Source organism: Solirubrobacter deserti (assembly GCF_027587175.1).
In the GTDB taxonomy this organism is placed as follows: domain Bacteria; phylum Actinomycetota; class Thermoleophilia; order Solirubrobacterales; family Solirubrobacteraceae; genus Solirubrobacter; species Solirubrobacter deserti.
In genome coordinates this window covers 227,490-254,063 of record NZ_JAPCID010000001.1, presented here as the reverse complement: position 1 = coordinate 254,063, position 26,574 = coordinate 227,490, and the positions used below count along the sequence as shown (strand labels likewise).

Annotated in this window: 31 protein-coding genes and 1 tRNA gene; 23 read left to right on the top strand and 9 right to left on the bottom strand. The window is 71.6% G+C overall.

Annotation, left to right across the window (positions count from 1 at the left end; all coding sequences use genetic code 11):
• Together OJ962_RS01290 and OJ962_RS01285 are read left to right on the top strand one after the other, a co-directional pair.
• The coding region (locus OJ962_RS01290) for a hypothetical protein (protein WP_270006134.1) at positions 1-214 on the top strand (214 nt) is incomplete at its 5' end.
• Positions 204-488 carry a hypothetical protein gene (locus tag OJ962_RS01285; RefSeq protein ID WP_202954610.1) on the top strand — a complete coding sequence of 95 codons (285 nt, stop codon included), beginning with the start codon at positions 204-206 and terminating at the stop codon, positions 486-488. The genes OJ962_RS01290 and OJ962_RS01285, both read left to right, overlap by 11 nt.
• Before the next feature lie 23 nt (positions 489-511).
• Here the strand turns inward: OJ962_RS01285 and OJ962_RS01280 are convergent, their stop codons facing one another.
• Positions 512-1,180, bottom strand: coding sequence for a response regulator transcription factor (locus OJ962_RS01280; RefSeq protein WP_202954611.1), 669 nt, complete (start codon positions 1,178-1,180; stop codon positions 512-514).
• Entirely contained in the window at positions 1,177-2,601 is a 1,425-nt protein-coding gene (locus tag OJ962_RS01275; RefSeq protein ID WP_202954612.1) for a sensor histidine kinase, read from the bottom strand. Before OJ962_RS01275 ends, OJ962_RS01280 begins: the two co-directional genes overlap by 4 nt.
• 42 nt (positions 2,602-2,643) lie before the next feature.
• Here OJ962_RS01275 and OJ962_RS01270 point away from each other — a divergent pair, with 42 nt between their 5' ends.
• Both OJ962_RS01270 and OJ962_RS01265 read left to right on the top strand, forming a co-directional pair.
• Entirely contained in the window at positions 2,644-3,642 is a 999-nt protein-coding gene (locus OJ962_RS01270; RefSeq protein ID WP_202954613.1) for a DNA adenine methylase, read from the top strand.
• Between the two features lie 32 nt (positions 3,643-3,674).
• Positions 3,675-4,157: a bifunctional nuclease family protein gene (locus OJ962_RS01265; RefSeq protein ID WP_169542186.1), complete on the top strand. Its 483-nt coding sequence runs from the start codon at positions 3,675-3,677 to the stop codon at positions 4,155-4,157.
• Here OJ962_RS01265 and OJ962_RS01260 read toward each other — a convergent pair.
• The 3 genes from OJ962_RS01260 to OJ962_RS01250 all read right to left on the bottom strand — a co-directional run bounded on the left by OJ962_RS01260 (position 4,154) and on the right by OJ962_RS01250 (position 8,055).
• Positions 4,154-5,704: a hypothetical protein gene (locus OJ962_RS01260; RefSeq protein ID WP_202954614.1), complete on the bottom strand. Its 1,551-nt coding sequence runs from the start codon at positions 5,702-5,704 to the stop codon at positions 4,154-4,156. The genes OJ962_RS01265 and OJ962_RS01260 overlap by 4 nt on opposite strands.
• 63 nt (positions 5,705-5,767) lie before the next feature.
• Entirely contained in the window at positions 5,768-6,718 is a 951-nt protein-coding gene (locus OJ962_RS01255; RefSeq protein ID WP_202954615.1) for a D-alanine--D-alanine ligase family protein, read from the bottom strand.
• A complete protein-coding gene (locus OJ962_RS01250) occupies positions 6,715-8,055 on the bottom strand; it encodes an aminotransferase-like domain-containing protein (protein WP_202954616.1) in 1,341 nt (446 codons plus the stop codon). The genes OJ962_RS01255 and OJ962_RS01250 overlap by 4 nt, the downstream gene beginning before the upstream one ends.
• A 27-nt stretch (positions 8,056-8,082) precedes the next feature.
• Here OJ962_RS01250 and OJ962_RS01245 point away from each other — a divergent pair, with 27 nt between their 5' ends.
• Both OJ962_RS01245 and OJ962_RS01240 read left to right on the top strand, forming a co-directional pair.
• Positions 8,083-8,673, top strand: a complete 591-nt coding sequence (locus tag OJ962_RS01245) for a DUF4126 family protein (protein WP_202954617.1) — start codon at positions 8,083-8,085, stop codon at positions 8,671-8,673.
• A gap of 79 nt (positions 8,674-8,752) precedes the next feature.
• Positions 8,753-10,219 (top strand): alkaline phosphatase family protein, encoded by a 1,467-nt coding sequence (locus tag OJ962_RS01240; RefSeq protein ID WP_202954618.1) that lies wholly within the window; start codon positions 8,753-8,755, stop codon positions 10,217-10,219.
• On the opposite strand, the gene OJ962_RS01235 is transcribed toward OJ962_RS01240, so the two are convergent.
• Both OJ962_RS01235 and OJ962_RS01230 read right to left on the bottom strand, forming a co-directional pair.
• Positions 10,216-10,953: a collagen-like domain-containing protein gene (locus tag OJ962_RS01235; RefSeq protein ID WP_202954619.1), complete on the bottom strand. Its 738-nt coding sequence runs from the start codon at positions 10,951-10,953 to the stop codon at positions 10,216-10,218. The two genes, OJ962_RS01240 and OJ962_RS01235, sit on opposite strands and share 4 nt — an antisense overlap.
• Positions 10,954-11,008: 55 nt before the next feature.
• Positions 11,009-11,773 (bottom strand): TIGR00282 family metallophosphoesterase, encoded by a 765-nt coding sequence (locus OJ962_RS01230; protein ID WP_202954620.1) that lies wholly within the window; start codon positions 11,771-11,773, stop codon positions 11,009-11,011.
• Between the two features lie 94 nt (positions 11,774-11,867).
• Here OJ962_RS01230 and OJ962_RS01225 point away from each other — a divergent pair, with 94 nt between their 5' ends.
• The 10 genes from OJ962_RS01225 to OJ962_RS01180 all read left to right on the top strand — a co-directional run bounded on the left by OJ962_RS01225 (position 11,868) and on the right by OJ962_RS01180 (position 21,044).
• On the top strand, positions 11,868-13,097 hold the full coding sequence (locus tag OJ962_RS01225; protein WP_270006133.1) for an AI-2E family transporter: 1,230 nt from the start codon (positions 11,868-11,870) through the stop codon (positions 13,095-13,097).
• A gap of 10 nt (positions 13,098-13,107) precedes the next feature.
• Positions 13,108-14,085 carry a porphobilinogen synthase gene (gene hemB, locus OJ962_RS01220; protein ID WP_202954622.1) on the top strand — a complete coding sequence of 326 codons (978 nt, stop codon included), beginning with the start codon at positions 13,108-13,110 and terminating at the stop codon, positions 14,083-14,085.
• On the top strand, positions 14,070-15,149 hold the full coding sequence (ahbA, locus tag OJ962_RS01215; RefSeq protein WP_270006132.1) for a siroheme decarboxylase subunit alpha: 1,080 nt from the start codon (positions 14,070-14,072) through the stop codon (positions 15,147-15,149). The genes hemB and ahbA overlap by 16 nt, the downstream gene beginning before the upstream one ends.
• Positions 15,146-16,432, top strand: a complete 1,287-nt coding sequence (gene hemL / locus OJ962_RS01210; protein WP_202954623.1) for a glutamate-1-semialdehyde 2,1-aminomutase — start codon at positions 15,146-15,148, stop codon at positions 16,430-16,432. Before ahbA ends, hemL begins: the two co-directional genes overlap by 4 nt.
• A 52-nt stretch (positions 16,433-16,484) precedes the next feature.
• A complete protein-coding gene (locus tag OJ962_RS01205; RefSeq protein WP_202954624.1) occupies positions 16,485-16,925 on the top strand; it encodes a hypothetical protein in 441 nt (146 codons plus the stop codon).
• Between the two features lie 50 nt (positions 16,926-16,975).
• Complete coding sequence (locus OJ962_RS01200; protein WP_238931579.1) at positions 16,976-17,665, top strand: QcrA and Rieske domain-containing protein; 690 nt, start codon at positions 16,976-16,978, stop codon at positions 17,663-17,665.
• Positions 17,662-18,465, top strand: coding sequence for a cytochrome b (locus OJ962_RS01195; protein ID WP_202954625.1), 804 nt, complete (start codon positions 17,662-17,664; stop codon positions 18,463-18,465). The genes OJ962_RS01200 and OJ962_RS01195 overlap by 4 nt, the downstream gene beginning before the upstream one ends.
• A complete protein-coding gene (locus tag OJ962_RS01190) occupies positions 18,466-19,212 on the top strand; it encodes a menaquinol-cytochrome c reductase cytochrome b/c subunit (RefSeq protein WP_202954626.1) in 747 nt (248 codons plus the stop codon).
• Positions 19,213-19,225: 13 nt separating this feature from the next.
• The gene (locus tag OJ962_RS01185; RefSeq protein ID WP_202954627.1) at positions 19,226-19,906 is read left to right on the top strand and encodes a class I SAM-dependent methyltransferase; all 681 of its coding nucleotides are present in this window, start codon (positions 19,226-19,228) and stop codon (positions 19,904-19,906) included.
• A gap of 226 nt (positions 19,907-20,132) precedes the next feature.
• Positions 20,133-21,044 carry a polyprenyl synthetase family protein gene (locus OJ962_RS01180; protein WP_238931680.1) on the top strand — a complete coding sequence of 304 codons (912 nt, stop codon included), beginning with the start codon at positions 20,133-20,135 and terminating at the stop codon, positions 21,042-21,044.
• Here OJ962_RS01180 and OJ962_RS01175 read toward each other — a convergent pair.
• Positions 21,041-21,472, bottom strand: coding sequence for a hypothetical protein (locus OJ962_RS01175; protein ID WP_202954629.1), 432 nt, complete (start codon positions 21,470-21,472; stop codon positions 21,041-21,043). The genes OJ962_RS01180 and OJ962_RS01175 overlap by 4 nt on opposite strands.
• 175 nt (positions 21,473-21,647) lie before the next feature.
• Between OJ962_RS01175 and OJ962_RS01170 the strand changes: the two genes are divergently transcribed.
• The 4 genes from OJ962_RS01170 (at position 21,648) to OJ962_RS01155 (ending at position 23,753) form a co-directional block, all read left to right on the top strand.
• A complete protein-coding gene (locus tag OJ962_RS01170) occupies positions 21,648-21,899 on the top strand; it encodes a Sec-independent protein translocase subunit TatA/TatB (protein WP_270006131.1) in 252 nt (83 codons plus the stop codon).
• 26 nt (positions 21,900-21,925) lie between these two features.
• Positions 21,926-22,924 (top strand): twin-arginine translocase subunit TatC, encoded by a 999-nt coding sequence (tatC, locus tag OJ962_RS01165; protein ID WP_202954631.1) that lies wholly within the window; start codon positions 21,926-21,928, stop codon positions 22,922-22,924.
• Between the two features lie 101 nt (positions 22,925-23,025).
• Positions 23,026-23,649, top strand: a complete 624-nt coding sequence (locus tag OJ962_RS01160) for a hypothetical protein (protein ID WP_270006130.1) — start codon at positions 23,026-23,028, stop codon at positions 23,647-23,649.
• A gap of 31 nt (positions 23,650-23,680) precedes the next feature.
• Positions 23,681-23,753: transfer RNA gene (locus tag OJ962_RS01155), tRNA-Lys, on the top strand.
• 35 nt (positions 23,754-23,788) lie between these two features.
• Here the strand turns inward: OJ962_RS01155 and OJ962_RS01150 are convergent.
• Complete coding sequence (locus tag OJ962_RS01150) at positions 23,789-24,502, bottom strand: hypothetical protein (protein WP_202954633.1); 714 nt, start codon at positions 24,500-24,502, stop codon at positions 23,789-23,791.
• A gap of 155 nt (positions 24,503-24,657) precedes the next feature.
• Between OJ962_RS01150 and OJ962_RS01145 the strand changes: the two genes are divergently transcribed.
• Genes OJ962_RS01145 through OJ962_RS01135 form a run of 3 tightly spaced genes read left to right on the top strand, consistent with a single transcriptional unit; the run spans position 24,658 to position 26,573 of the window.
• Positions 24,658-24,990 (top strand): hypothetical protein, encoded by a 333-nt coding sequence (locus OJ962_RS01145; protein WP_202954634.1) that lies wholly within the window; start codon positions 24,658-24,660, stop codon positions 24,988-24,990.
• 33 nt (positions 24,991-25,023) lie between these two features.
• Positions 25,024-25,860, top strand: coding sequence for an ATP-binding cassette domain-containing protein (locus OJ962_RS01140; protein ID WP_202954635.1), 837 nt, complete (start codon positions 25,024-25,026; stop codon positions 25,858-25,860).
• Complete coding sequence (locus tag OJ962_RS01135; RefSeq protein WP_202954636.1) at positions 25,857-26,573, top strand: hypothetical protein; 717 nt, start codon at positions 25,857-25,859, stop codon at positions 26,571-26,573. The genes OJ962_RS01140 and OJ962_RS01135 overlap by 4 nt, the downstream gene beginning before the upstream one ends.
• Position 26,574: the final 1 nt, after the last annotated feature.

Below are 26,574 nucleotides of genomic sequence, written 5' to 3'. Positions count from 1 at the left end.
TTGGCCTCCGACTTGCCCGCAGCGCACCGCTCCCCCGCGCCCGCGGCCCCGCCGCACCGCCACGCCGGCGCCCACCCAGGCCGCTCCGCCGCCGCCCGCACCGACCGCCGCTCCCCCGGCGCCGACCGGCGACGACGATGACGACGATGACGACGACGGCGGCGCACCCGAGGTGGACGACGACGCCGGCGAGGGTGACGACGATGATGACTAGGCACGCGCTGATGGCGCTGCTGGCCGCGGCGCTACTGATCGCGATCTTCGCGCTCTTGCGCACGGACGACGACGTCGCGGTGGACCGCTCGGAGCCCGCCGCGGCCGCCGCGATCGAGGCGGCGCGCGCCGTCGTCCCCGGCGAGCTCGTCGACGTGAGTCGCGACACCGACAGCCAGGACAAGTGGGAGGTCACGCTGCGCGCGCACGGCCAGGAGTACGAGGTCGAGCTGCTGCCCGACACGCTCGCCCTCCTGCGCATCGACTACGACTGAACCTAAAGAGGGACTGTCCCTCTTTAAGTTCGCAGGCGGTAGCCCATCCCGCGCACGGTCTCGAAGCGCTCGGAGCCGAGCTTGCGGCGCAGGTAGCCGACGTAGACGTCGACGACGTTGGAGCCCGGGTCGAAGTCGTAGCCCCACACGTGGGAGAGCAGCTGCTCGCGGCTGAGCACCTGCCCGGGGTGGCGCAGGAACGTCTCCAGCAGCGAGAACTCCTTCGCCGTGAGCTCGGCCTCCTCCTCGTCGGCGGAGGCGCGGCGCGTGCGCACGTCGAGCGTGATCCCGCCGGCCGCCAAGACCATCGACGGCGAGCTCTCCCCGCCGCCCGCCTGGCGCAGCCGCGCCCGCACGCGGGCCAGCAGCTCGTCGAACACGAACGGCTTGGTGACGTAGTCGTCGGCGCCGAGGTCGAGGCCGGTGACCATGTCCTCGACCTCGTCGCGCGCCGTCAGCACGAGCACGGGCAGCCGCTCGCGGCGGGCCTGCAGCGCGCGCAGCACCGCGAATCCGTCCTGGCCGGGCAGGCCGATGTCCAGGATCAGGAGGTCGAAGTCGGACGCGCGGGCGAGGTCGGCGGCGCGCACGCCGTCCTCGCACACGGTGGTCGTGTACCCCGCGGCCTTCAGGCCCTTCACGAGGAACGACGACAGGCGCGGCTCGTCCTCGGCGATCAGGATGCGGCTCAACGGGAGACCTCCGGTCCAGAGAGGGGAACGACGACGGTGAAGGTCGAGCCGGCCCCGGGCTGGCTCGAGAGCGTGGCGCGCCCGCCGTGGGCGTCGGCGATCGCGCGGACGATCGCGAGCCCGAGCCCCGCGCCCTCGGAGCGACGGCGGCTGCCGGCGGCGCGCGCGAAGCGGTCGAAGATCCGGTCCTGATCCTCGCGCGCGACGCCCGGGCCGCTGTCGCGCACCCACAGCGACGCCTCCTCGCCGTCGACGCCCGTGCCGATCCAGATCGCGTCGCCGTCCTGGGTGTGCTGGACGGCGTTCTGCGCCAGGCCCATCACCGCCTGCGTGAGGCGCTGGCGGTCGGCGTGCAGGACGGCCTCGCCGCGCGCCTCGAGCGCCCAGCGGCGCTTGCCGAGCCCGGCGGCCTTGTCGAGCAGCTCGTCGGTGAGCGCGCCGAGCTCGACCTTGTCCACGCGCAGGAAGTCGCTGCGCTCGGCCTTGGCCAGCAGCAAGAGGTCGTCGACGAAGCGGCTCATGCGGTCCAGCTCGTCCGTCACCAGCGCGACCGTCTCGCGCCGCTCGTCGGGGTCATCGCCGAGCAGCTCGAGGTGGCCGCGGACGATCGTGATCGGGGTGCGCAGCTCGTGCGAGGCGTCGCTCACGAACGCGCGCTGGGAGGCGAACGCGCCCTCCAGCCGGTCGACCATCGCGTTGAACGTGCGCGAGAGCTCGGCGATCTCGTCCGAGCCGGAGACGGGGATGCGGCGTGTGAGGTCGGTCTCGGTGATCGAGCGCGCCGTGTCGTCGAGCGTGCGCAGCGGCGCCAGCAGCCGGCCCGCGACGACCCACGCGAGCGCGGACGCGATCAGCAGCACGGTGATCAGCACGAGCGTCGCGAGCTGGACGGCCTCCCACACGTCCTCGCGCTCGGCGCTCAGGGACGCCGCGACCACGAACACGCCGCGCGGGGTCGCGCCCGTGGCCTGGACGGGCACGGCGAGGTAGCGGATGGTCTCCGTCGGCGTCTCGACCTCACCGCTCTCGGGGCGGCGCAGCTGGGCCCAGCGCTCGGCCTCGCCCCCCAGCGTGAGCTTGCCGCCGCCCACGCTGGAGCGCTCGTCGTAGTAGCGCCCCTCGTAGAACATCACGATCGTCTCGCCCGGCCCCGGGACGTTGCGCTGCTTGAACAGGTCGAAGATCGCCCGCAGGTTCGCGCCGAACGGGTCGCCCGTCTCTGGGTTCACGCCCGAGGCCAGCGACCGGAACTCCTCCACCTCCTGCTGCAGCGCCGCGTCCAGGCGGTCGTCGGAGCGCACGACCAGCACCTCGTAGATCGCGACCACCGACACGACGGTCGAGAAGGACATCAGGACGACGAACGCGGCGAGGATGCGCGTACGGGCACCGCCGAAGATGCGTCGCCGAAGTGCCGTCAAGGGCAGGAACGCTACGGCGCACGGCTAAGGAAGCTCTTACTCGTGCGCGCGTACCCACGGATCCGCTTCATGGGCTCCAAGTACCGGCTGGCGCCGCGCCTGGCCGAGCTGTTCGCGACGCTTCCGCCCGGTGCGGCGATCGACGCCTTCAGCGGCAGTGGCGTGGTCGCGTACACGCTGAAGGCCGGCGGGCGCGAGGTGCTGGCCAACGACCACCTCACGTTCACCTCCACGCTGGCCGAGGCGCTGGTGGCCAACGAGGGCGAGCGGCTCAGCGCCGAGGACGTCGAGCGGATCTGTTCCCCGAGCCGGGACGGGCGGGACTTCATCGCGCGCACGTTCGACGGGCTGTACTTCCCGCGCGAGGATCACGCGTTCCTGGACGCCGCCTGGTCGCACGTGGACGAGCTGGACGGGGCCAAGCGGGCGCTGGCGCTCAGCGCGCTCTGCCTCGCCGCCGCCCAGAAGCAGCCGCGCGGCGTGTTCACCGTCACCACCCCGCGCTACGACGACGGCCGCCGCCAGCTGCGGATGAGCCTCGAGCAGCTGTTCCGCGAGGCGGTGGCGCGCTGCAACGCCGCGGTGATCCCGGGCGCGGCGCGCGCCCGCTGCGGCGACGTCTTCGATCTGGACGAGCCGGCCGCGATCGCCTACCTGGACCCGCCCTACGCGCCGCCCCGCGACGACACGTGCTACGTCAAGCGCTACCACTTCCTCGAAGGGCTGGCCACGTACTGGCGCGGCCAGGAGATCATGTGGGAGACCCGCACGCGCAAGCTGGTCAAGCGGCCCACGCCGTTCGGGTCCAAGCGCACGGCGCCGCTCGCGCTCGACCGCCTGTTCGACCACTTCCGCTCGGCGGAGTCGCTCGTCGTCTCCTACGGCTCCAACGCCGCGCTGCCCGCCGACGAGCTCGAGGCGCTGCTGCGCCGCCACCGCCGGACCGTGACCCGCCACGAGATCGCGCACCGGTACGCGTTCGGGACGCACCGGACCGCGGAGCGACGCGTGGCCACCGAGTACGTCTTCGTCGGCCGGTAAGCCTGCGGGGTAGACTCAGCCGAGTGCAGGAGATGGTGATCTACGGCGTGAGCTTCGACATGGTCGGCAAGCAGCCGATCGTGCTCCTGAAAGCCGTCGACACGAATAAGTTCCTCCCGATCTGGATCGGACATCCGGAGGCGGCGGCGATTCTGATGAAGCTGCAGGGGGCGTCGACGCCGCGGCCGATGACGCACGACCTGTTGTTCGACATGCTCGGCGAGCTCGAGGTCGCGTGCACGCGCGTCTCGGTCACCGAACTGCGTGAGAACACCTTCTACGCGTCGATCACCTTGTCAGTGAACGGACGCGAGGTCGAGATCGACTCCCGGCCCAGCGACGCGCTGGCCCTCGCCGTCCGCTCCGGCGCCCCGATCTTCGCGGCCGAGGACGTGATCGCGGAGTCCGCGATCGAGTTCGAGCACGAGGTCGAGGACACCGAAGAGGTCGTCGACAAGTTCAAGGAGTTCCTGGACCGCGTGACGCCCGAGGACTTCGCGGGCGGCGACACCTAGCCCGACACGGGCGTCGCCTTCACGGAGATCTTCGCGGTCCGCAGCGCCAGATTCGGCGTGCCGCAGAACGGCGCGCGCGACTCGATCGTCCGCTCGCCGCCGGTCACCGGGAAGGTCTCGATCCAGGCGGCGTCGAAGGCCCGCTCGACCGCGGTGAAGCCGATCACCACCTGGTCGCCCTGGATCTCGCCGCCCACGGCGACGATCGACGTGAACGTCCGCGTGCGCAGCATGTCCTTGCCACAGGAGTTCACCGCGGTTCCGTCCCACTCCGAGCCGGAGAAGGTGCCGGTCCCGGGCGTGGAGCCCTCGCCCGGCCCGGTCGTGAACGTGCCCGTGCCGGTCGCGAGCGTCTCCGCGATGCCCGGGCCCATCGACTTGCGGTAGTCGATCTTGATGTCGTAGCGGTAACGCTTCGGCTCGACCGGCGGGATGGTCGAGAAGATCGGCGGAATGCGGCCCGCCGGCGTCGTCGCGCCGATCACGGCGCAGGCGCCCGGCGTCCCGTGGATCCACTCGCCCGCCTGGTCGACGACGCCGACCTGCACGGTCGGCCCGCTCGCGCTCTCGGCGCTGATCGCGCCGCACCCGCTCGACATCCCCCAGCGCGCGTCGGTGACCGGCGTGCCGTCCTCGGCCAGCGCGCGCACGCTCCAGTCGGCGCGCCCGCCCTTGACCACCTTCTCCGGCGAGGCCGTGTAGTCGCGCTGCGCGCAGGCGTACTGATCGTGCCAGCGGACGTCGCCCTCCTTGAGCGCGGTCTTGATGTCGCTCAGCGCCCACACGGCGAAGCCGAGCAGCTTTCCGGCGACCTCGCGGTCCGTGTCGTCGCCGCGCGACCCTTTGGGGCCGCGCACGGTGAACTCGCGCAGCAGCGAGACGGGGTCCACGCCGACCGGGATCGCCGACCTGGTCAGCGCGGTGCGATACGTGCGCGTCGGGTTGCGCTTGAGCACCTTGCCCGTCGCCGCGATCTCGACGCCGGACTTGATCGAGATCTCGCCCCGCAGCGGGGTGAGATCGAACGTGTGCGCCTTGGCGTCGACCCCGACGTGCCCGCTCCACGGCCCTTCGTAGCGCATCGTGATCAGCGTCCAGGTGCGCTTGCCCTGCTTCGCGTCGGCGAAGCCGAAGGTCATCGTCTCGTCGTACTTGGCGGGGACGTCGCCGTTGGCCTTCGGGCAGCCCGGCGCCTGATTGGCCCTCTTCGAGCCCATCGTGACGCCGTCGCCCGCCTGGTTGCGCAGCTCGACCGCGCCGTCGCTCTCGATGAGCTTGACGCCGGGCGGGAGCTCGGGACCCGCCTGCGCCGCCCGCGCGCCGAGCATCCGCATGGCCAGCGCCTCCAGACGACGATTCGGCTTGCCCTTGACGAGCCCCTTTAAGGCGGTCGGGCTCTCGGCCGGCAGGGACCTGGGCACGCACGCACGCGGCTTGTGCTTCGGTCCGATGGCGTCCGTGCCCTTGGGGCAGCGTGAAGCGGCGCCGTGGGCCGGCGCGGCCATCACGAGCGAGCCGAGGATGAAGAGCGAGAGCAGTCGCAGCATGAGACCAGCGACCGTAAACCGGCGCCCCGGCGCTGCCATCCACCGCGCGGTGGCTTCGTCTATCTACAAGGACGTAGGGGCGCGCTGGACGGCCAGCTCCAGCACGCGCGCGACGAAGTCGTCGAAGCCGATCCCGGCCGCCTCGGCGGCCAGCGGCAGCAGCGACGTGTCCGTGAGGCCCGGGATCGCGTTGGCCTCCAGCACGGTCAGCTCGTCCCCGTCCGCCATCAGGTCCACGCGCGCGAAGCCCGAGCAGCCGAGCGTGTTCCAGGTGGCGACCGCGAGCTCCTGCGCGCGGGCCGTCACCGCCGCCGGCAGGTCGGCGGGGCAGACGAAGCGCGTGCGGCCGATCTCGTAGCGCGCCTCGAAGTCGTAGAAGTCCTCCTCGACCGGGATCGCCTCCACCACGGGCAGCGCCTGCGGCCCTGCGACGGACTCGATCACCGAGACGGCGAGGTCGCGCCCCGGCACGTAGCGCTCGAGCAGGACCTTGGAGTCGTAGGAGAAGGCCGAGACGAGCGCGTTCGGGACGTCCGCCGCCGTGCGCGCGAACTTGATCCCGAGCGCGGAGCCCTGGCCGGCGGGCTTGACGACGATCGGGAAGTCGAGCCGCTCCTCGATCGCCGGCAGCGCCTTCGCAGCGCCGAGCTCCCGGAACGCGGCCTGCGAGAACGCGTAGAAGTCGGGCGTGGGGATGCCGGCGTCGCGCAGCAGGTGCTTGGCGACGACCTTGTCCATGCAGCGGATGCAGGCGCCGGGCCGCGAGGCCGTGTAGGGCACGCCGACGAGCTCGAGCAGCTCCTGGACGGTCCCGTCCTCGCCGCCGCGGCCGTGCAGCGCGACGAACGCGACGTCTGGGCGCTCGGCCTGCAGGCGGTCCACGAGATCCGGGCCGACGTCGATGGCCAGCACGTCGTGGCCGAGCCGCGCGAGCGCGTCCTCGACGCGGGCGCCCGAGCGCAGCGAGACGGTCCGCTCCAGCGAAGCACCGCCCTTGAGCACCGCGACCTTCACGAGGCTTCCCGGCGGCGGAACTCGACGACGTCGGCGGTGCCGCGTTTGGGCGCCGGCTCCATCCCGGTCAGCGTGCCATAGAGCGCGACCTGCTCGGCGATGACCTTGCCGATCCGGCGGATGCCCTCGCGGATCTCCTCCTCGTTGACGCCGGAGAAGTTCAGCCGCATCTCGGACCCGCCGCGGCCGTCCAGATAGGCGGCGCGCCCGGGCACGAACGCCACGTTCTCCCGCAGCGCCCGCGCCAGCAGGTCGGTGGTGTCGATGTAGTCGGGCAGCTTCGCCCACAGGAACAGGCCGCCCTGCGGCTCCGTCCAGGTGGTCTCGGCCGGGAAGAACTCCTCCATCGCGGCGAACATCACGTCGCGCCGGCGCCGGTAGATCGAGCGCAGCTGCTTGAGGTAGGTGCGCCAGTCGCGGTGCTGAAAGTAGGCGCTGACGAAGTACTGGTTCAGCGGCGACGAGCACAGGTCCGCCGCCTGCTTGCCGAGGTTCAGCCGCTCGAGAATCGGCTTCGGCGCGGCCGCCCAGCCCAACCGCAGCCCGGCCGAGAGGATCTTCGAGAACGTGCCCAGGTAGATGACGTAGCGGCCGCCGTCGAGCGAGTACAGCGTCGGCAGCGGGTCGCCCTCGTAGCGCAGCAGGCCGTACGGGTTGTCCTCGAGGATCACGAGCTCCTGCTCGGCCGCGATCCGCACCAGCGCGCGCCGGCGCTCCTCGGACATGGTCACGCCGCCCGGGTTCTGGAAGTTCGGGATCGTGTAGATGAACTTCGGCGTGCGGCCTTCGCGCTTGAGGCGCGCGAGCGTCTCCTCCAGCACGTCGATCCGCATGCCGTGCTCGTCCATCTCGATCTGCGCGACCTGGGCCTGGAACGAGTTGAAGCACGGCACGGCGCCGGGATACGTGGGCGCCTCGGCGACCACGACGTCGCCGGGATCCAGGAACGCGCGGCACACGAGGTCGATCACCTGCTGGCCGCCCGTGGTCACCATCAGGTCGTCGATCTCGACCTCGGTGCCCTCGGCGGCCATCACCTCGACGATGCAGCGGCGGACGTCGTCGAGCCCGTCCGTCGGCCCGTACTGGAGCGCGGCGGCGCTGGAGTCGACGGCCACCCGGCTCATCAGCCACGCGAAGTCCTCGGCCGGGAACGTCGTCGTGTCCGGCAGGCCCGTTGCCAAGGAGATCACTTCCGGGCGGGCGGTCACGGCCATCATGTCCCGCATCGCCGACGACGTCATCCCGCGCGTGCGCTTCGCGAACAGGCCCCCGTACCGCTCGATCTCGTGAGCGCTGGAGGGAGGCCGGCCGGAGGGTGTCTCGTCTATCGTCATCGCCCGCTACCGAACGCTAGCGCGCCCATGGACTATCTCCTTGCTCTCCTGCAGGGTCTCGGCATCGCCGCGGCGATCGGGATCCGACCTTTCCTGCCGGTGCTCCTCACGGGAGCGCTCGCCGCCGCCGACCTCGGACTCGACTTCGAGGGCACGAGCTTCTCTTTCCTGGAGCAGCCCGGATTCCTGCTGGCCATCCTCGTCCTGGTCGCCGTCTTCGGCGTGCTCGACCGCCGGCGCGGGGGCGACACGAGCGGACGTGACCCGTTGGTGATCGTGCTGCTGGTGCTCGCGCTCGCCCTCGGGGCGCTCGAGGCGGCCGGGTCGGTGGACGACATCTCGGCCGACTGGTGGCCCGGCATCCCCGTCGGCGCGGCCGCCGCCGCGCTCGGCTTCGCCGCCGCGCGCTCGCTGTTCGGCCGCGTGCGCGCCCGCCTCGACGCCGAGGCCCAGGGCGCGCTGCCCGTCTACGCCGAAGGCGCCGCGCTGCTCGCCGCCGGCCTCTCGATCCTCTTCCCGCCGCTCGCGGTCCTGATCCTCATCGGCCTCGCGTGGCTGATGCTGGGCGGCCGCCGCCGGCAGGGCGAGAAGTACGCGGGCCTGCGGATCCTCAGGTAGATGCGCGAAGCCTCGCCCTTCGGGCTCGTTTCGCTGGGAGCAATCGCCCAGAGGGCGATTCTCCCGGATGGGGTGAGCCATGCCTAAGAAGTTGGTCCTCGCGGTCATCGACGCGATGAAGCCCGCGATGCTCGAGCGGGCGGTCGCCACGGGCCGCGCGCCGACGCTCGCGCGGCTGATCGAGCAGGGGCAGTACACGGACGAGTGCGTCGCGGCGTTCCCGTCGGTCACGCCCGTGTGCGCGGCGTCGATCGCCACCGGGACGGGGCCCGCCGAGCACGAGATCCCCGCGATGAACTGGTGGCACCGGGGCGAGGAGCGCTACGTCGAGTACGGGACGAGCTTCGGCGCCAGCCGGGCGTTCGGCATCCGCCAGTCGCTGACGGACACGATCTACAACATGAACCTCGAGCACCTGTCGCGGGACGTGCAGACGGTGTTCGAGACGCTCGACGACAAAGAGATCCGGACCGCGGGCACGACGTACCTGATGTACCGCGGCCGCCACCGGCACGAGCCGTCGGTCAGCACGGCGCTCTCGCGCCTGGCGCACACGGCGTTCGGCCTGCCGACGTGGGGGCCGAAGGAGCTCTTCTACGCCGACATGTTCGCGTCGCAGAAGACGCCGTGCCGCTCGCAGCTCGGCCTGCCGGGCGTGCGCGACCAGCACTCGGGCTGCGTCGCCGAGGTGCTGGTGGAGAAGGACCTGTTCGACTTCCTGCTGCTGTCGCTGCCCGACAACGACACGCACTCGCACAAGTACGGCCCGTTCGCCCAGGTGGACTCGATCGCGGCGGCCGACAAGCAGATCGCGCGCATGATGGAGCCCGCCGGCGGCATCGACGCGTTCCTCGAGGACCACGCCGTGATCGTCTGCAGCGACCACTCGCAGTCGAAGGTGGAGGGCGAGATCGACCTCTTCCGCGCGTTCGACGGCTTCGGCCTACGCGCCGCCCAGCGCACGCGCGAGGACGACGAGATCGCCGTCTGCCCGAACTCCCGCGCCGCGCAGGTGTACGTGCTCGACCGCGACAACCGCCGCAAGCTGATCCCGCGCATCGAGCGCACGCTGCTCGCGCTCGAGGGCGTGGACCTCGTGATGCGGATGGGCGACCACCCGGACGGCGAGGCGATCGTGCGCGGCGAGCGTGCCCGCGGCGTCAAGGAGGTCCGGTTCGCGCCGCGCGGGGACCTGGTCGACGCGCGCGGCGCCCGCTGGAGCGTCGAGGGCGACCTCGATCTGCTCGGCCTCAAGATCGAGGACGACCAGATCCGCTCCGCGACCTACCCGGACGCGCTGGGCCGCGTGTGGAGCGCGCTGCGCTGCCCGACCTCGGGCGAGGTGCTCGCCTCCGCGCGCCCCGGCTACGAGTTCCTGGACTGGGGCGGCGCCCACCACGTCGGCGGCGGCTCCCACGGCTCCCTGCACGCCAACGACTCCAACGCCGCCCTGATCTGGGCGGGCACCGGGCCGGAGAAGGCGTCCAAGGAGCAGTGGGCGCTGCGGGACATCACCCCGATGGTCCTGTCCCACTTCGGCCTCTAGTCCAGCGGCGCGAAGACCGGTCCGCCCGCGCGGCGGGTGAGGGCCTGCTCGCCCTCGGTCGCGGTCATGCAGATCACCGACAGGCGGATGTGCGCGCTCACGCCCGACCGATTGAACACCCCGCCGGTCCACGCACGGCCGTCCTGGGACGGTCCGCTGCTGAAGATCGACACGTCGGCGTTGGCCGGCTCCACGAGCCAGCCGCCGCCCGTCGGCTTCTTGCCCTCCGGGCAGTAGAGGACACCGGTCACCCCGCCGCCGGCCACGACGTCGGTCTCGGCCGAGACGATCTGGTGGCCGCTGACGCCGGCGGGACCCTGCGGTCCGGGGGCGCCGGTCTCACCCCGCGGCCCGGTCGGCCCCGTGGCGCCCTGCGGCCCGGTCGCGCCCGTCGCCCCGGCCGCTCCCTGAGGCCCGGGCTCGCCCTGCGGCCCGGCAGGGCCCGTGGCGCCCTGCGGCCCGGCGGCACCCGTCTCGCCCCGCGGCCCGGGCTCGCCCTGCGGGCCGGCCGGGCCGGGCTGCCCCTTCTGGTTCCAGGTCAGCTTCGTCTCGAGCCCGGAGCACTTGCCCTGCAACCCGGACTTGCCGGGGTCGATCAGGCGGATCGTGCCGACCTCCTTGAGCATGCACGCGTGGATCGTCCCGTCCCCGCTCGGAATCGCGGCATATGCAATCCCCGCGGTCACGCCGAGCGCGACGACGGTTCCCACCATGGAGCGGCGCAGCACCTGCATCGGGTCCTCCTCCGTCGGGTGTCCCTGCGACGCTCGCAGATCGAGCGCTCAGGCGTCAACTACCGCTGCGGAGAATCTGCGTGATGCGGGTCGCGCGCCGCCCCTCGGCTTCGATGTAGACGCCCATCAGCCAGGGGTCGACCTCGCTCGGCTCGTAGCGCATCGGCATGTGCGTGCGCATGACCGCGATCGACTGCTCCTTCTTCATGCCGATCACGCCGCCGCGCGCGCCGGTCATGCCGACGTCGGTGATGTAGGCGGTCCCGCCCGGCAGCACGCGGGCGTCCGCGGTCGGGACGTGCGTGTGCGTGCCCACCACCGCGGTGACCTTGCCGTCCAGGTACCAGCCGAGGGCGACCTTCTCGCTCGTGACCTCGGCGTGCATGTCCACGAGGATCAGGTCGGCGCGCGCGACCTCCTTGAGCGCAGCGTCGACGGCGACCAGCGGCGGGGAGCCCGCCTGCAGGTGGACGGCGCCCGACAGGTTCACGACGCCGAGCGTCTTGCCCCCGGCCTCGACGACCGTCGTCCCGCGCCCGGGCTGCGTGGGCAGGTAGTTGTACGGGCGCACGATCCGGCGCTCCTGTTCGAGATACGGCCAGATCTCGCGGTGGCGGTAGGTGTGGTTGCCGAGCGTGATGGCGTCGGCGCCGAGCCGCAGGATCTCGTCCGCCTCCTTGGGCGTGATGCCGATCCCGTGGGCGGCGTTCTCGCCGTTGACGACGACGAAGTCGGGCGCCAGCTCCTCGCGCAGGGCGGGGAGCAGCTCGCGCAGGACGCGTCGGCCGGCGCGGCCGACGACGTCACCGATGAAGAGCATGCTGGTGATGCCCAGAAGCTATCGTCGGGGCATGTCGCAGGAGGGTTCGCCGCCTCCGCCCACGTCCGCGCCCCCGCCAGTGCCCCCTGCCCGGGTGGAGCCGGTGCTCGTGCCGCGCTGGGTCCAGCTCGTGCTGCTCCCGGTCAGCATCGCGGGCGCCTACCTGCTGCTCTCGAAGGCCGGCCACGTCCTGCTGCTGTTCACCATCGCGGGCCTGATCGCGCTGTTCCTGAACCCGCTGGTGACGCTCGTCCAGCGCGCCCGGCTCCCGCGCGGGCCGGCGGTGGCGATCGTGATGGGAAGCGTCGTCGCGCTGGCCGTCGGGCTCGGCTTCGTGCTCGCCGACCCGGTCTCCAGCCAGGCGACGTCGCTGCAGCGCGAGATCCCGGGCTACGTCGACGACGCCAACGAGTCGCTCGCCGACCTGCAGGACTGGCTGGACCGGCGCGGGATCGACATCCAGGTCAAGCAGGAGGGCGAGAGCGCGCTGCAGACGATCGGCGAGCGGCTCACGGGCGGCGCGGGTGAGGTCGTCGGCTTCACGCGCGACGCGGTCACGCGCCTGGTCGAGGCGAGCATCGCGCTGATCCTGATCATCGTCCTGGCGATCTACATGCTCATCTACGGCGACCGCATCGGCGCGATCGCCCGCGCCGTGGTGCCGCCCGGCGACGGCTCGCCCGAGGACGACTTCCCGACGCGCGTCCAGGGCGCGCTGTTCGGCTGGGTGCGCGGCCAGTTCCTGTTCTGCGTGATCATGGGCACGAGCGCGGGTCTGATGCTGTGGGTGCTCGGCTCGTTCGGGATCTTCCCCGAGGGCAAGGAGTACGCGATCGCGTTCGGCGTCTGGTTCGGGATCGCGGAGCTGATCCCGTACATCGGTCCGGCGATCGGTGGGTTCCCGCCCGTGCTGATCGCGGCGCTCAGCGACAACCCGCTCGACGCCGTCTGGCTGATCATCGCCTTCACCGGCCTGCAGCAGATCGAAGGGCACGTCGTCGCGCCCAACGTGTTCGGCTCGGCGCTGCAGCTCAACCCCCTGCTCGTCATCTTCGGGTTGCTCCTGGGCGGCGAGATCGCGGGCTTCATCGGCGCGTTCATCGCGCTCCCGCTGGCGGCGATCATGCGCGAGACGGTCGTCTACTTCCACCGCCACACGCGGTTCCAGCGCTGGGACCTGCCGGCGGCCGAGCCGCCACCGCCGAAGGAGCGCTGCCCGGAATGTGGTGCGTCGATCGCCCTGGGCGCCGAGGAGTGCCCGGCGTGCGGCACCGAGCTCGGCGGCGAGGGCGCGGCTGCGGCCTCGGCGACGGCTCCGGGATAACCTCACCTTGATGGCTTTTCCCGCCACCCGCCTGCGCCGCCTCAGGCAGACGAGCGTCCTGCGCGACCTCGTGCGCGAGACCGAGCTGCGCGTCTCCCAGCTCGTGTACCCGATGTTCGTCGTGGCGAACGGGCCCAAGCGCACGCCCATCCCGGAGCTCCCGGGGATCGACCACCTCAGCATCGACGGGGTGGTCGAGGAGGCCGGGATCGCCCAGGCGCTCGGCATCCCCGCCGTGCTGCTGTTCGGCCTGCCGGCCAGCAAGGACCCCGAGGGCACCGGCGCCTACGACGACGAAGGCGTGATCCAGCTCGCCACGCGGGCGATCAAGGCCGCTCACCCGGACCTTTTGGTCATCACGGACCTGTGCCTGTGCGAGTACACGTCGCACGGCCACTGCGGCGTGCTGCGCGACGACGGCGTCGTCGACAACGACCTCACGCTCGACCTGCTCGCCCGCACGGCGGTCTCGCAGGCCGCGGCCGGCGCGGACGCGATCGCGCCCAGCGACATGATGGACGGGCGCGTCGGCACGCTGCGGGCCGCGCTCGATGAGCACGGCCTGTCCGAGACGCCGATCATCGCCTACAGCGCGAAGTTCGCCTCCGCGTTCTACGGGCCGTTCCGCGTCGCCGCGGACTCCACGCCCCAGTCGGGCGATCGCAAGGGCTACCAGATGGATCCGGCCAACGCGCTCGAAGCGGTGCGCGAGGCCAAGCTCGACGTCCAAGAGGGCGCCGACATCGTCATGGTCAAGCCCGCGCTGCCGTACCTGGACATCATCCGGCGCGTCAAAGATGAGACGAACATGCCGGTGGCCGCGTACAACGTGAGCGGCGAGTACGCCATGGTCAAGGTGGCCGCCGCGCAGGGTCTGCTCGACGAGCGGGCGGCCGTGCTCGAGGCGCTCACCGGCATCCGCCGCGCCGGTGCCGACATCATCATCACCTACCACGCGAAGGACGTCGCCACGTGGCTCAACCCGTAGCCCGGTCCAAGGTCCGCTCCCGCAAGGACGGCTCGGCCGTGCCGCTGGACGAGACCGACAAGAAGCTCCTGAACCTCATGCAGGGCTCGTTCGAGCTGCGGCCCGACCCGTTCGCGGGCGTCGCGGAGAAGGCGGGCATCGGCGAGGACGAGGTGCTCGAGCGCGTCCAGTACCTGCTCGACAAGCGGATCATCCGCGAGATCACGCCGATCTTCGACACGCGCGCGCTCGGCTACGAGTCGATGCTGGTCGCGGCGAAGGTCGACGCCGAGCACCCGCACCGCGCGGCGCAGTTCATCAACTCCCACCCGGGCGTCACGCACAACTACCTGCGCAACCACGAGTTCAACCTGTGGTTCACGCTCGCGGTCGAGCCCGACAGCCGCCTGGGTCTGGACGGCACGCTGGACGTGATGGCGGCCAAGACGGGCGCCGAGTCGATCCGCCAGCTGCCGACGCTGAAGCTGTTCAAGATCCGCATGGACCTGGAGATGGAGGGCGGCACCGACGCGCTCAAGACCGCCGGCGAGGCGGTCGAGCCGATGGAGCTGGACCCGATCGAGCTCAACGACCTCGACGTCGCGGTCATCCGCGCCACCCAGGGCCCGATGGCGGTGCGCAGCGACGCCTACGCGCCGGCCGCCGAGAAGCTCGGGCTGCCCGTGGATCACGTGCTGGCCAGGCTGGCGTCGCTGCAGGAGCGCGGCGGGCTGCGCCGCGTGGCCGCGATCCTCTTCCACCGCCGCGCGGGCTTCTCCGCCAACGGCATGGGCGTGTGGGCGGTGCCGGACGGCGAGATCCTCGAGACGGGCCGCCGCATGGCCGCCTTCCGCGGCGTCTCGCACTGCTACCAGCGTCCCACCTACGCCGACTGGCCGTACTCCGTCTTCACGATGGCCCACGGCCGCTCGAAGGACGAGTGCGACGCGATCCTGGACAAGATCGCGGAGGACACCGGCATCTCCGAGCGCGCGACGCTGTACTCGAGCACCGAGTTCAAGAAGGTCCGGATGCTGTATTTCACGGACGACTTCAAGCGCTGGGAAGCCGAACACGGCGGATGAGCGCCTCCTCGCTGTCGGACACGCGCTCGGCCGAGCTCTACCGGCGGGCGCTGCACGTGCTCCCGGGCGGCGTGAACTCGCCCGTGCGCGCGATGCGCGCGATCGGGCGCGATCCGATCTTCGTGGAACGCGCGTCCGGCGCCGAGCTCACGGACGTCGACGGCAATGTCTACGTCGACTACGTCTGCTCCTGGGGACCGCTGATCCACGGGCACGCGCACCCGGAGATCCTGACCGCGGTGACCGACGCCGCGGCGCTCGGCACCTCCTACGGCGCTCCCACCGCCGGCGAAGTCGAGCTGGCGGAGGCGGTGAGCGCGCGCATGCCGTCCGTGGACATGCTGCGGATGACGTCCTCCGGCACGGAGGCGTCGATGAGCGCGATCCGGCTCGCGCGCGCCGTGACCGGGCGCGAGAAGCTGCTCAAGTTCGCCGGCGCCTACCACGGCCACGTGGACGGGCTGCTGGCCGCGGGCGGCTCCGGCCTCGCCACGCAGGGCATCCCGGCCTCTCCTGGCGTGACCGAGGGTGCCGCCGCGGCGACGATCGTCGTGCCCTGGAACGACGCCGAGGCCGTCCGCGCCGCGTTCGCCGCGCACGAGTTCGCGGCCGTGCTCGTCGAGCCCTATCCGGCCAACATGGGCCTGATCCCGCCCGCCCCCGGCTTCCTCGAGCTGCTGCGCGATCTGTGCACGGGCTACGACGCGCTGCTCGTCTTCGACGAGGTGATCACGGGCTTCCGCGTGGCGCCCGGCGGCGCGCAGGAGCTCACGGGCGTGCTGCCGGACCTGACGATCATGGGCAAGATCATCGGCGGCGGGCTCCCGGCGGCGGCGTTCGGCGGCTCCGTGGCGCTGATGGAGCGGATCGCGCCGGCCGGCGACGTCTACCAAGCGGGCACGCTGAGCGGCAACCCGCTCGCGGTCGCGGCCGGGCGCGCGACGCTCAACCTGCTCGACGAGCAGGCCTACATGTCGCTGGCCAACACGACCCACGCGCTCGCGCAGGGCCTGCGCGAGGCCGCCGGCGACCGCCCGGTCTCGGTCACCTCGACCACCGGCCTGGTGACCGTCTTCTTCGCCGCCGAGCCGCCCACGGACTACACGAGCGCGGCCGCGTGCGACCTCGAAACCTACGGCGCCTGGTGCCGCGCGCTGCTGGCGCGCGGGGTCTATCCGCCCGCGTCGCAGTTCGAGGCCTGGTTCCCCTCCACGGCGCACACGCCCGACCACATCGCCCGCACCGTCGAGGCGGCCGCGGCGGCGTTCGCGGAGGTCTCGTGAGAGGCGACGCCCGCCCGGCGGGCTCGCACTCGCGCACGTGGAGGGACGCAACGTGAGTGCCTTGCAACGGCTCGCCCAGGAGCTCCGGACCGAGGGCGGCATCCTCGCGGGCACCGTCGCCGACGAGGGCGGCCCGCAGCCCCACGGCGACGCGGTCGCGCCCAAGGGCGAGGACTATCCGCTGCTCGTGGAAGCCATCCGCGAGGGCTACCTGCAGCACTACGGCGCCGGGCGCGTCGTGCAGCCCGCCGACCCGGACCTCGCGCTGCTGGCCGGCGACCGGCTGTACGCGCTCGGGCTCGAGCGGCTCGCCGCGCTCGGGGACCTCGCCGCGGTGGCCGAGCTGGCGGACGTGATCGCCCTGTGTGCGCAGGCGCACGCTGAGGGCGATCCCGAGCGCGCCGAGGCGATCTGGGCGGCTGGCGCGCGGGCCGTCGCGGCCGGTCCGTCACCTGACCACGAGGCCGCCAAACGTCAGTGGCGCGGCGCCTGAAGTTCCCGGCGCACCGTCCTTGACCCGTCGAGCGATATCGTTCCAGCCCCTTGCCTGAGAGTCGCAAAGAGCCGAAGTCCAAGTACACGGCCGACCGCAACATCCCCGGCGCCTTCGAAGGCGAGACGGTCACGCGGCGCCGGTTCATGACCATGACCACGCACGCCGCGGGCGGAATCGCCACCGCGGCGGTGCTGTTGCCCGTGCTCGGCTTCGCCGCCGGCTCGGCCATCTTCGAGCGCGCCCCCGTGATCTGGACGCCGATCGGGCGCCCTGAGGACTTCCCGGACGACGACTACCTCCCGCGCGTCGTCACGCTCACGCAGGGCATCGGCGAGGTCGGCAAGGCGACGGTCTATGTCCGCCGCTGGAACCCGGAGTACGACGAGCAGGAGGGCATGCCCGCCCCGCCGGAGACGGACGCGCCCGTGATCGCGCTCTCCAGCCGCTGCATGCACCTCGGCTGCCCCGTCCGCTGGACGGGCGCGGCGGACCGCTTCATCTGCCCGTGCCACGGCGGCGTCTACGGCTTCAACGGCGAGGTCGTCGGCGGCCCGCCGGTGCGCCCGCTGGACCGCTTCTACACGCGTCTGCGCAACGGCCAGGTCGAGGTCGGCCCGCGCTACTCGGTCAACTCGGAGTTCAAGCGGTTCCCGAGCTTCCGTGACCCGGGTCAGCCGCTCGACGGCATCGGCCAGTACCTCTACCCCGGGCGCTTCTCGACGCCCAAGAACCCATGAAGCTGCCGACTCTTCCCAAGCCTCCCGTCCCGAAGCGCTTCCAGGACAAGCCCGCCCGTCCCGGCGGTGCCCCGAAGCCGACCAAGCTCGAGCAGGTGCGCGAGGGCGGCATCTCGGCGGCGGACTGGGTGGACGAGCGCACGTCGCTGTCCGGCGGCCTGCGCTGGATGATGTTCCGAAAGGTCCCGAAGGGGACCAACTGGTTCTACACGCTCGGCTCGGCGACGATGTTCGCGTTCGTCTCGCAGGCGATCACCGGCGTGTTCCTGGCGATGTACTACGTGCCCTCCGCCACGCAGGCGTACGAGTCGGCGCGCCACATCTCCAACGACGTCTTCCTCGGCGAGTTCGTGCGCGGCATGCACAAGTGGGGCTCGTCGGTGATGGTCATCCTGATCTTCCTGCACATGGCGAGGACGTTCTTCTTCGGCGCGTACAAGTACCCGCGCGAGCTGAACTGGATCATCGGCGTCGTGCTCGTGATCCTCACCTTCGTGATGTCGCTGACGGGCTACCTGCTGCCGTTCGACCAGCGCTCCTACTGGGCGACGATCGTGGCCGCGAACATCAACGGCACGGGTCCGCTGGTCGGTCCCTTCCTCTCGGACTTCCTGCGAGGAGGTGGTGACTTCGGCGCCACGACCTTGTCGAGGTTCTACGCGATCCACATGATGCTCGTGCCAGGGTTGATCGCCGCCTTGATCGGCGCCCACCTGTACCTGGTGGCCAAGCTCGGCACCACGGCGCCGCCGTGGCAGCGTGCCGAGGTCGACGAGAAGCTTCGTGAGGAGCAGGTCTAGATGAACCAGCGCGAGAAGGAGGAGTACCTCCGCGAATACGCGCTCCTGAAGGCGAAGGGCAAGCCGTTCTTCCCCTACGCCGTCGCCAAGGACGCGGTGATGATGGTCTTCGTCATGGCGACGATCATCGCCATGTCGATCGTGCTGGGCGCCGAGCTCGGCCCGAAGGCCGACCCGACGACCACCACGTACGTCCCGCGCCCGGAGTGGTACTTCTTCTTCCTCTTCGAGCTGCTGCGCGTGATCAAGCCGCCGGAGCTGGTGCCGTTCGCGACCGTCGGCGTGCCGACGATCTGCATGATCATGCTCTTCCTGCTGCCGTTCATCGACCGCGGGCCGGAGCGGCGCCCCGAGCGCCGGCCGATCGCGACGATCTCGGGCATCCTGGTCATCCTCGCCATGGGCTACCTCACGTACCTGGGCGCGGCCGCCGGCTCCCCGAACGACATCGAGCTGGCGACGGCGCCGGAGTTCGAGCGCGGCAAGGTCGTGGTGGCCCAGTCCGGCTGCCTCGCCTGCCACAAGATCGGCGAGAACGGCGGTGACCTCGGCCCGCACCTGACCGAGATCGGCGCGGTGCTGGACAAGGGCGCGATCCGCCGCACGCTGGACAACCCCACGGCGCCGATGCCGTCGTTCGCGGGCCTCCCCGAGGAGAAGAAGGCCGCCATGGTGGACTACCTGGCGTCCCTCAAGGGCGAGGACGCGAGCCGCATCCAGCGCGACAACGTCGAAGCGACGAAGTAAGGTCCGACGGCGCATGGCCGCCGGCACCGGCACTCTTCCCGCAGACTCCGTGCGGGCGATGTTCGATCGCATCGCCGGGGTCTACGACGTCATGAACACGGTCATGACCGCGGGCCTGCACCATCGCTGGCGCGCGCGGGCCGTCGATCTCGCGCGCGTCGGGCCGGGGACGCGCGCGCTGGACGTCGCGGCCGGCACGGGCGACCTGGCGATCGAGCTCGCCGCGCGCGGCGGCGACGTCGTCGGCTCCGACTTCTCTCCGGGCATGTTGGACATCGCCCGCCGCAAGGCCCCCGGGCTGACCTGGGAGCAGGCGGACGCGATGGCGCTGCCGTACGCCGACAACACGTTCGACGCCGCCACCGTCGGGTTCGGCGCGCGCAACTTCGGCGATCTGCCGCAGGGCCTGCGCGAGATGGTGCGCGTCGTCAAACCCGGCGGGCGCGTGGTGATCCTCGAGATCACCACGCCGCAGAAGCCGCCGCTGTCGACCTTCTTCTCCGTGTGGTTCGATCGTTTGGTGCCGCTGCTCGGCCGCTTCGACGACGCCTACACGTACCTCCCCGCCTCGGTGAAGCGCTTCCCGGGCCCGGAGCCGCTCGCCGGCGAGCTCGTCGCCGCGGGTTGCAAGGACGTCGGCTGGATCCTGACCGCGGGCGGGATCATCGCGATCCACCACGGGACCGTCGCATAGTGGCCGCTCCGGCGACCCGACGCACACTCGGACGAGCGCAGGCGGCGCCTGGCGGTGTCCTCGCCTGGGGCAAGGGCACCACCCTGGCTCCCAGGCTGCGTCCTTGCCAGGCATCCACCTGCATCTCGCCCGAGCGTACGCCGGGCCACCGGAGCGACCACTAGTGGCTTCAGCGGAGGCCGTCGCCGCGGTTGTCGAAGCCGGTGGAGCCCACGTTCCCGGGCTCATGGACGCGCTCGAGGCGCGGCTGCGGGTGGTGGCGAAGTCCCACGGGGAGACGCTCGGCGAGCACGCCTGCGCGACGATCGAGGCCGGCGGCAAGCGCCTGCGGCCGCTGCTGGTGTTCGTCGCCGCCGGGCCGTCGCCCGCGGGGCACGACGCCGCACTGCGCGCGGCGGTGGCGGTGGAGCTCGTCCACTCGGCCACGCTCGTCCACGACGACGTGCTCGACGCGGCCGTGCTGCGGCGGGGCCGGCCGACGATCGCCGCCTCGGCCGGGCGCGCGATGGCCACGGCGACGGGGGACCTGTTGTTCTCGCGCGCGTTCGCCGAGCTGGCCGGAGGCGGCTCGGCGGAGCCCGTGCGCGTCTTGTCCGACGCGTCGTCCGCGCTGGTCGAGGGCGAGTTGCTCCAGCGCGAGGACGCCTGGAAGCTGCAGACCACGCGCGAGCGCTACCTGCGCCGCTGCGACCTCAAGACGGCGCGGCTGTTCCGCGCCGCGTGTGAGCTGGGCGCGCTGGCGGGCAGCGGGAACGTCGGGCTGCTGGGCGAGTTCGGCGAGCGCATCGGGCTCGCGTTCCAGTTGCTCGACGACGTGCTCGACGTGAGCGGGCCGGCCGAGCGCACGGGCAAGCACCGCGGCACGGACCTGCTCGACGGCACGGTCACGCTTCCGCTGATCCTCGCGCGCGAGCGGGACCCGGAGCTGGCGCAACTGGACCTGCGCGCGGTGCGCACGCCGGAGCAGGCCGAGGGCGTGTGCGACGCGATCGCCGCGACGGGCGCGCTCGAAGAGGCGCGCCGGATCGCGCTGGAGATGGTCGCCGAGGCGAAGGCCGATCTACCGGCGCTGCCCGAGCCTTCGCAGCAGGCAGCGCTCGAGTTGGTGGCCGACGGCGTCGTCGACCGCTACCGCTAGAAATCCTCGGGGAGGATGGCGCCGGCCTCGAGGGCGGCGGCGAAGCGGTCGGCTTCGGCCTCCATGTTCGCCTGCACGAGGCGGCGGAGGTCCTTCACCATCGCGTCGGTGCCGAGGTCCAGGTGCTCGTCGAAGCGGTCGACGGTCGCCTGGTCGTAGGTGCCGATCTCGTTCCACTCGCAGTTCGGGCAGCGCAGCTCGACCTCCCAGTGCGTCGGGGAGGCCTCCTCCCAGTCGACCGGGTAGACGAGGTCGCGGTCGCAGTCCGGGCAGACGCTCAGGTCGACGTCCGGCTCCTTGGCGGGCGTCGCGGCCTGGCCGGCCGCCTCGGCGGCGAGGGGCTCGAAGTAGACGACCTCGATCTGCCGCCCCGAGGGCAGCGTGACGCGGCGAACGTACTGGCCGTTGGAGTTGGTGGGCTGGCTCATGAGCGTGGAGGTCGTTCCGGGAGGTTGGTAAGCGACTTGCCCCCCGGTATTCGGCCTCGCGTTCACGAACTTGACCGAACGGCGACGCGAGATACCGCTAGCCTTGCGTCGAGGGACGTCACAGTCCAACCAGAACCCCTGCGGAGAGAAGTCGATGCCTTTCAACATCGGACCCTTGGAGCTCGCGATCGTGTTCGTGATCGTGCTCCTGATCTTCGGGCCCAAGCGCCTGCCCGGTCTCGGGCGCCAGCTTGGTACCGGGATGCGCGAGTTCAAGGAGTCGATCACCGGCAAGGGTGGCCGGGACGAAGACGACGAGGACTACCGCGAGGACCGGCACAAGGTCGAGTCCGCGCTCGGTCGCCCCGAAGGCGAGAAGGCCCCGCTCGCGGACGAGCCGGTCGCCCGCGAGAAGTCGCAGCTGTAAGCGGCGCCTGACGCCCGTAGCACCCTATGGCGAGCACACTGCGAGCGGTCGCGCATGACGACCGCCTGAGTCTCGTCGAGCACCTGACGGAACTTCGCGTCAGGATCGTGATCTGCCTCGCGGCCTTCGTCGCCGCGACGGCGCTGTGCATGGTCTTCAACCAGGACGTCCTCGACGTGCTCAACAAGCCGTTGACGGAGACCGTGGACGCGGGCAACCGCGACCCGATCCAGCAGGGCGCGAGCTACGACCAGGACGTGGCGAAGACGATGCAGCTCAACGCGGCGCTGTACCGCGTCCTGCTCGCGCGCGAGGACGAGCCCCCGGTTCGCAAGGCCCTGCTCGACGCCGCGCGCGAGAACGAGCGCGTCGCCAAGCTCGCGCCGGAGATCAGCGCGCGCAAGCCCGTGACGCTGGGCGTCTCGGAGCCGTTCCTGCAGACGCTGAAGGTGAGCGCCTACGCCGGTCTGCTGATCTCGCTGCCGATCATCCTCTTCCAGATCTACGCCTTCGTGCTGCCGGCGTTCTCTCCCCGCGAGAAGCAGATCGCACTCCCAGCCATGTTGGTAGTGCCGTTCCTGTTCATCGGGGGAGTCGTGTTCGGCTACTTCACGGTCGTCCCGCGGGCGATCGAGTTCCTCCAGAACTTCAACACCGACGCGTTCGACGTGCTCATCCAGGCGCAGCCGTACTACCGGTTCGTCCTGATGCTCCTGATCGCGATGGGCCTGCTTTTCCAGATTCCCGTGGCGATCGTGGCCGTTACGCGCGTCGGCATCGTGACCACCGCGCAGCTCCGGCACAACCGTCGTTACGCGATTCTCGCGATCGCCGTGACGGCCATGCTGCTGCCCGGCCAGGACCCGATCACGATGGGAATGATGATGGCCCCCATGTACGTTTTGTTCGAGGCCTCTATTCTGTTCTCCTGGCTCCTTGACCGGCGCGCCGGGCGCGCCGCCCCTGATGACCTCGAGGATTTAGAGGACGCTGAGCCAGAGCACGTCACCATCGATCGGGACTAACTCGCACCAACGCCATGCTGTTCGATCTCAGAAGCGGCGCTCGCCGCCGCACCGTCAAATTCGTATATGGAGGGCTCGCGCTACTGATGTTCGCGGGCTTCGTGTTCTTCGGAATCGGATCGAGCGGTCTCTCCGGCAGCATCGGCAACCTGATCACGGACGACACCGGCAGCGGCAACGGCGCCGAAGAGGCCGTCGATCGCGCCTCCGCCCAGGTGCGCGCGGCTGACGCCAAGACCAAGGCTACGCCGACCAACGCCGCCGCGTGGGCCGAGCTCGCCATGGCCCGCTACCGCCTCGCCCAGCTCGGCGACAACATCGATCCCGCGGCCAGCTACACCGCCGAGGGCCGCCGCCAGCTCACCGCCGCCGGCGCCGCCTTCGACAAGTACGTCGCGCTCGACCCGCCGCAGCCCGACGAGCGCCTCGTCCGCAACATGACGCAGGCCTACCTCGCGATCGAGCAGCCCGCCAAGGCCGTCACGGCCCAGGAGATGCTCACCGAGATCGAGCCGACGGACAACACCTTCTCGAACCTGGCCATCCTGGCCTACCAGGCCGGCCAGACCCGCAAGGGCGACCTCGCCTCCGCCAAGGCCGTCGAGCTCACCGAAGGCGCGGACGAGAAGAAGGAGCTCAAAGAGCAGCTGGACCAGGCCAAGTCCCAGTCCGCGCTCCAGCAGATCCAGGAAGTCGCCCCGACTCCCACGCCGACCGTCGGCTAACCCAAGCTGCGCCGCTATTATTGGCGGCCGCGCCCTTGTAGCTCAATTGGCAGAGCAGCGGACTCTTAATCCGAAGGTTGAAGGTTCGATTCCTTCCGGGGGCATGTAACGAAACCGCGCTACGGCGCGGTTTCGGCGTTTAACGACGGTTCCACGCGCGGTGGGCCAGCGGATAGGCGATGCGCCGCATCCCGTTGATCACGCCGACCGGGGCCAGCCCCCCTCCTCCGCTGCCCGGCTGGAACAACATCGCGTCGTACTCCGGCGGGAGCTCGTCCTCGATCCATAGCTCGGCCACCGGGGTAAAGCGCCGGAACGGGCGCGCCACGGCCAGCGCGAAGCGCAGCTCGCCGGTCGCTGCCGCCGCGCGCAGGCGTGTGAGCTGGTCGCCGGCGGCCGGCCGCGGAGACTCCGGACTGGGCAGCGCGCCCACGATGAACGTCTCGCCGCCGGCCCGGAAGGGCGTCGCCGACGTGTACGGACGAGCCTGCGCGTCGCGCGTGGGCAGGACGATGTGGTGCAGGACGGGCCGATCCGTCGACGTGGTGAGCAGGAGGTCCTGGTGCTCACCCTCGCCGTACGCGTCGCACACGCGAAGCGCCAGGCCGAACAGGTCCGGCATCCGGTCTGGCAGCCCCAGGCCGCGCGAGAAGCGGACGACCGCGGCGTACTCCGCCGGCCGGCTCAGCAGCTCGGCCGCCTGCGGGGCCGCCGCGGCGCCGGGGACGACCAGCCGCGCCGAGAAGACGACGCCCGACGGGTGCAGCGCCTTGCCGCGGCGCAGTGCGGCGCCGGCCGCGAACAGCACGCCGAGCGCGGTGCCGCCGACACGGGCGATCGTGGTGCGGACCATCCGTTCGCACTACCCAGCTACAGCGGCAGGGGCAGCGCCACGCCGGCGATCACGGGCGCACAGATGACCGCGAGCATCCCAACGCGCGGCGCCGGGCGCACGTGGCGGTCAGTGGACACGCGCGAGATCCGGGCGCGAGTGGGTAGCGTCCCGGCATGAGCGGTGGGTTCCCCCATGTGCATCTCGGCCCGAACGCCGAGGCGGAGCCGGGCTCGGTTCCGCGGTCGTACCGCCTGACGGTGCTGCTCGAGCGAGTCACGGAGTGGGAGGCCGTCGCCATCGCCCGAGAAGTTGCCGACGTGCTGGCCGCCGCGGGGATCGCGATTCGCGGCGAGGATGAGACCGTGCGGTCGGTGATCGGCGTGCAGCCGCATCCGTGGCCGGTCGGCCCGGCGACCGCCGAGGAGCTGATCGGAGCTGAGCACATCCTCGTGCCCAAGTCGGTGCCGCAGACGCCGGATCTGTCGCAGGACTACAGCCCGAACTGACACAACAACGCGACCCTGCGCCATGTTTGGTGGGTGGACGGGCTCGTCGTCGAGGATCTGATCAAGCGCTACGGCAGCTTCACGGCGGTGGACGGGCTGTCGTTCGCGGTGCCGCGCGGCAGCGTGTGCGGCTTTCTCGGCCCGAACGGGGCGGGGAAGACGACGACGCTGCGCATCCTGTTCGGCCTCTCGCGGCCGACGAGCGGACGCGCCGAGGGCCACGGCCGGATCAGCGGCATCCTCGACCGCGACGGGTTCCATCCCGCCCGCAGCGTGTGGAACGAGCTGAGCCTCGCGGCCGCGCGCGCCGGCCGGCGCGACGCCGACATCGACGCCGCGCTCGCGGCGGCGAACCTGAGCCACGCGGCGGACAAGCGCGTGGGCGAGTGCTCGCACGGCACCCGGCGAAGGCTGAGCCTCGCCGCGGCGCTGATCGCGGCGCCGGATGTGCTGTTGCTCGACGAGCCTGCGAGCGGACTGGACCCCCACGCGCTACGGGCGCTGCGCGAGCGCCTCCAGCAGCACGCGAGCGAAGGCGGGACGGTGCTGCTCTCCAGCCACGTGCTGGAGGACGTCGCCGCGACGTGCGACCGGGTCGTGGTGGTCAATCGCGGCCGACGCGTGGCCGAAGGCGACCTGCAGGCCATGCTCGCGCAGCGCATCCGCCTCCGCTCACCCGAGCCGGAGAAGCTGCTCGGCGCGATGAACGGGTTCGAGGTCACGCGCGACGGCGCCGACACGCTGATCGTCGCGGGCGCGGACCCTGACGCCGTCGGCCGCGCGGTGCGCGACAGCGGCGCGGTCCTGCACGAGATGAGCACCCAGGGCGCGCTGGAAGCGCTCTACGTCGGCCTCACGGAGGCGTCATGACGGTCGAGTTCGCCGCGCTGCGCGCCGTCCCGGGCTTCCGGCGTGCCCTCGCCCTCGCGCTCGCGTTCAGCGGCTTCCTCGCGATCTCCTACCTCGGCCTGAAGGATCTGCAGACGACGACGCTCACCGACGCCCGCAGCGCGCTCTCGTCCGGCGCGATCTCCGGCCTGGTCGTGATCGTGTACGCCGCCGCGACCGCCGGCGGCGAGGTCGCGCGCGGCGGACTTGCGCTGGCCCTGATCGCGCGGCCGGACCGGCGCGCGGCGGTCACCGATCGCCTGGGCGCGTACGCCCTCGCCGGAGCGGGCCTGGCGCTCGGCGGGGCGCTGATGGCCGCCGTGCTCACCTACGCGCTGCTCGGCTTCGGCGGCGCGGACCTGCCGGGGGCCGGTGACCTCCTGGCCCGCGTGCTCGGCACGGTCGTGTACGGCGCGCTCATGGGCGCGGCCGGTGCCGCCCTTGGCCTCGCCGCGCGCTCGGCCGCCCCGCCGGTGGTCGCGATCCTCGCCGTGCTGCTGTTCCTCGAGCCGCTGTTCGCCGGGCTGAGCGACCCGATCGCGCGCTGGGGGCCGGGCGGCGCGGCGGGCGCACTCACCGCCAGCGCCACCGAGGATCTCCCGCCGGCCTGGGCGGGTGCGCTCGCCCTGGCGGCCTACGCGGCGCTCGCCGCGCTGGTGGCGCACGCCCTCACCGCGCGCCGCGACGTACCCTAAG

Coding starts and splice junctions, on each gene's coding strand:
- OJ962_RS01190 (WP_202954626.1), top strand. CDS start 18,466: ATGAACCAGCGCGAGAAGGAGGAGTACCTCCGCGAATACGCGCTCCTG.
- OJ962_RS01240 (WP_202954618.1), top strand. CDS start 8,753: ATGCCTAAGAAGTTGGTCCTCGCGGTCATCGACGCGATGAAGCCCGCG.
- OJ962_RS01175 (WP_202954629.1), bottom strand. CDS start 21,472: ATGAGCCAGCCCACCAACTCCAACGGCCAGTACGTTCGCCGCGTCACG.
- hemB (WP_202954622.1), top strand. CDS start 13,108: ATGGCTTTTCCCGCCACCCGCCTGCGCCGCCTCAGGCAGACGAGCGTC.
- OJ962_RS01180 (WP_238931680.1), top strand. CDS start 20,133: ATGGACGCGCTCGAGGCGCGGCTGCGGGTGGTGGCGAAGTCCCACGGG.
- OJ962_RS01230 (WP_202954620.1), bottom strand. CDS start 11,773: ATGCTCTTCATCGGTGACGTCGTCGGCCGCGCCGGCCGACGCGTCCTG.
- OJ962_RS01250 (WP_202954616.1), bottom strand. CDS start 8,055: ATGACGATAGACGAGACACCCTCCGGCCGGCCTCCCTCCAGCGCTCAC.
- OJ962_RS01285 (WP_202954610.1), top strand. CDS start 204: ATGATGACTAGGCACGCGCTGATGGCGCTGCTGGCCGCGGCGCTACTG.
- OJ962_RS01185 (WP_202954627.1), top strand. CDS start 19,226: ATGGCCGCCGGCACCGGCACTCTTCCCGCAGACTCCGTGCGGGCGATG.
- hemL (WP_202954623.1), top strand. CDS start 15,146: ATGAGCGCCTCCTCGCTGTCGGACACGCGCTCGGCCGAGCTCTACCGG.
- OJ962_RS01135 (WP_202954636.1), top strand. CDS start 25,857: ATGACGGTCGAGTTCGCCGCGCTGCGCGCCGTCCCGGGCTTCCGGCGT.
- OJ962_RS01145 (WP_202954634.1), top strand. CDS start 24,658: ATGAGCGGTGGGTTCCCCCATGTGCATCTCGGCCCGAACGCCGAGGCG.
- OJ962_RS01260 (WP_202954614.1), bottom strand. CDS start 5,704: ATGCTGCGACTGCTCTCGCTCTTCATCCTCGGCTCGCTCGTGATGGCC.
- OJ962_RS01195 (WP_202954625.1), top strand. CDS start 17,662: ATGAAGCTGCCGACTCTTCCCAAGCCTCCCGTCCCGAAGCGCTTCCAG.
- OJ962_RS01265 (WP_169542186.1), top strand. CDS start 3,675: ATGGTGATCTACGGCGTGAGCTTCGACATGGTCGGCAAGCAGCCGATC.
- OJ962_RS01235 (WP_202954619.1), bottom strand. CDS start 10,953: ATGCAGGTGCTGCGCCGCTCCATGGTGGGAACCGTCGTCGCGCTCGGC.
- OJ962_RS01245 (WP_202954617.1), top strand. CDS start 8,083: ATGGACTATCTCCTTGCTCTCCTGCAGGGTCTCGGCATCGCCGCGGCG.
- OJ962_RS01150 (WP_202954633.1), bottom strand. CDS start 24,502: ATGGTCCGCACCACGATCGCCCGTGTCGGCGGCACCGCGCTCGGCGTG.
- tatC (WP_202954631.1), top strand. CDS start 21,926: ATGGCGAGCACACTGCGAGCGGTCGCGCATGACGACCGCCTGAGTCTC.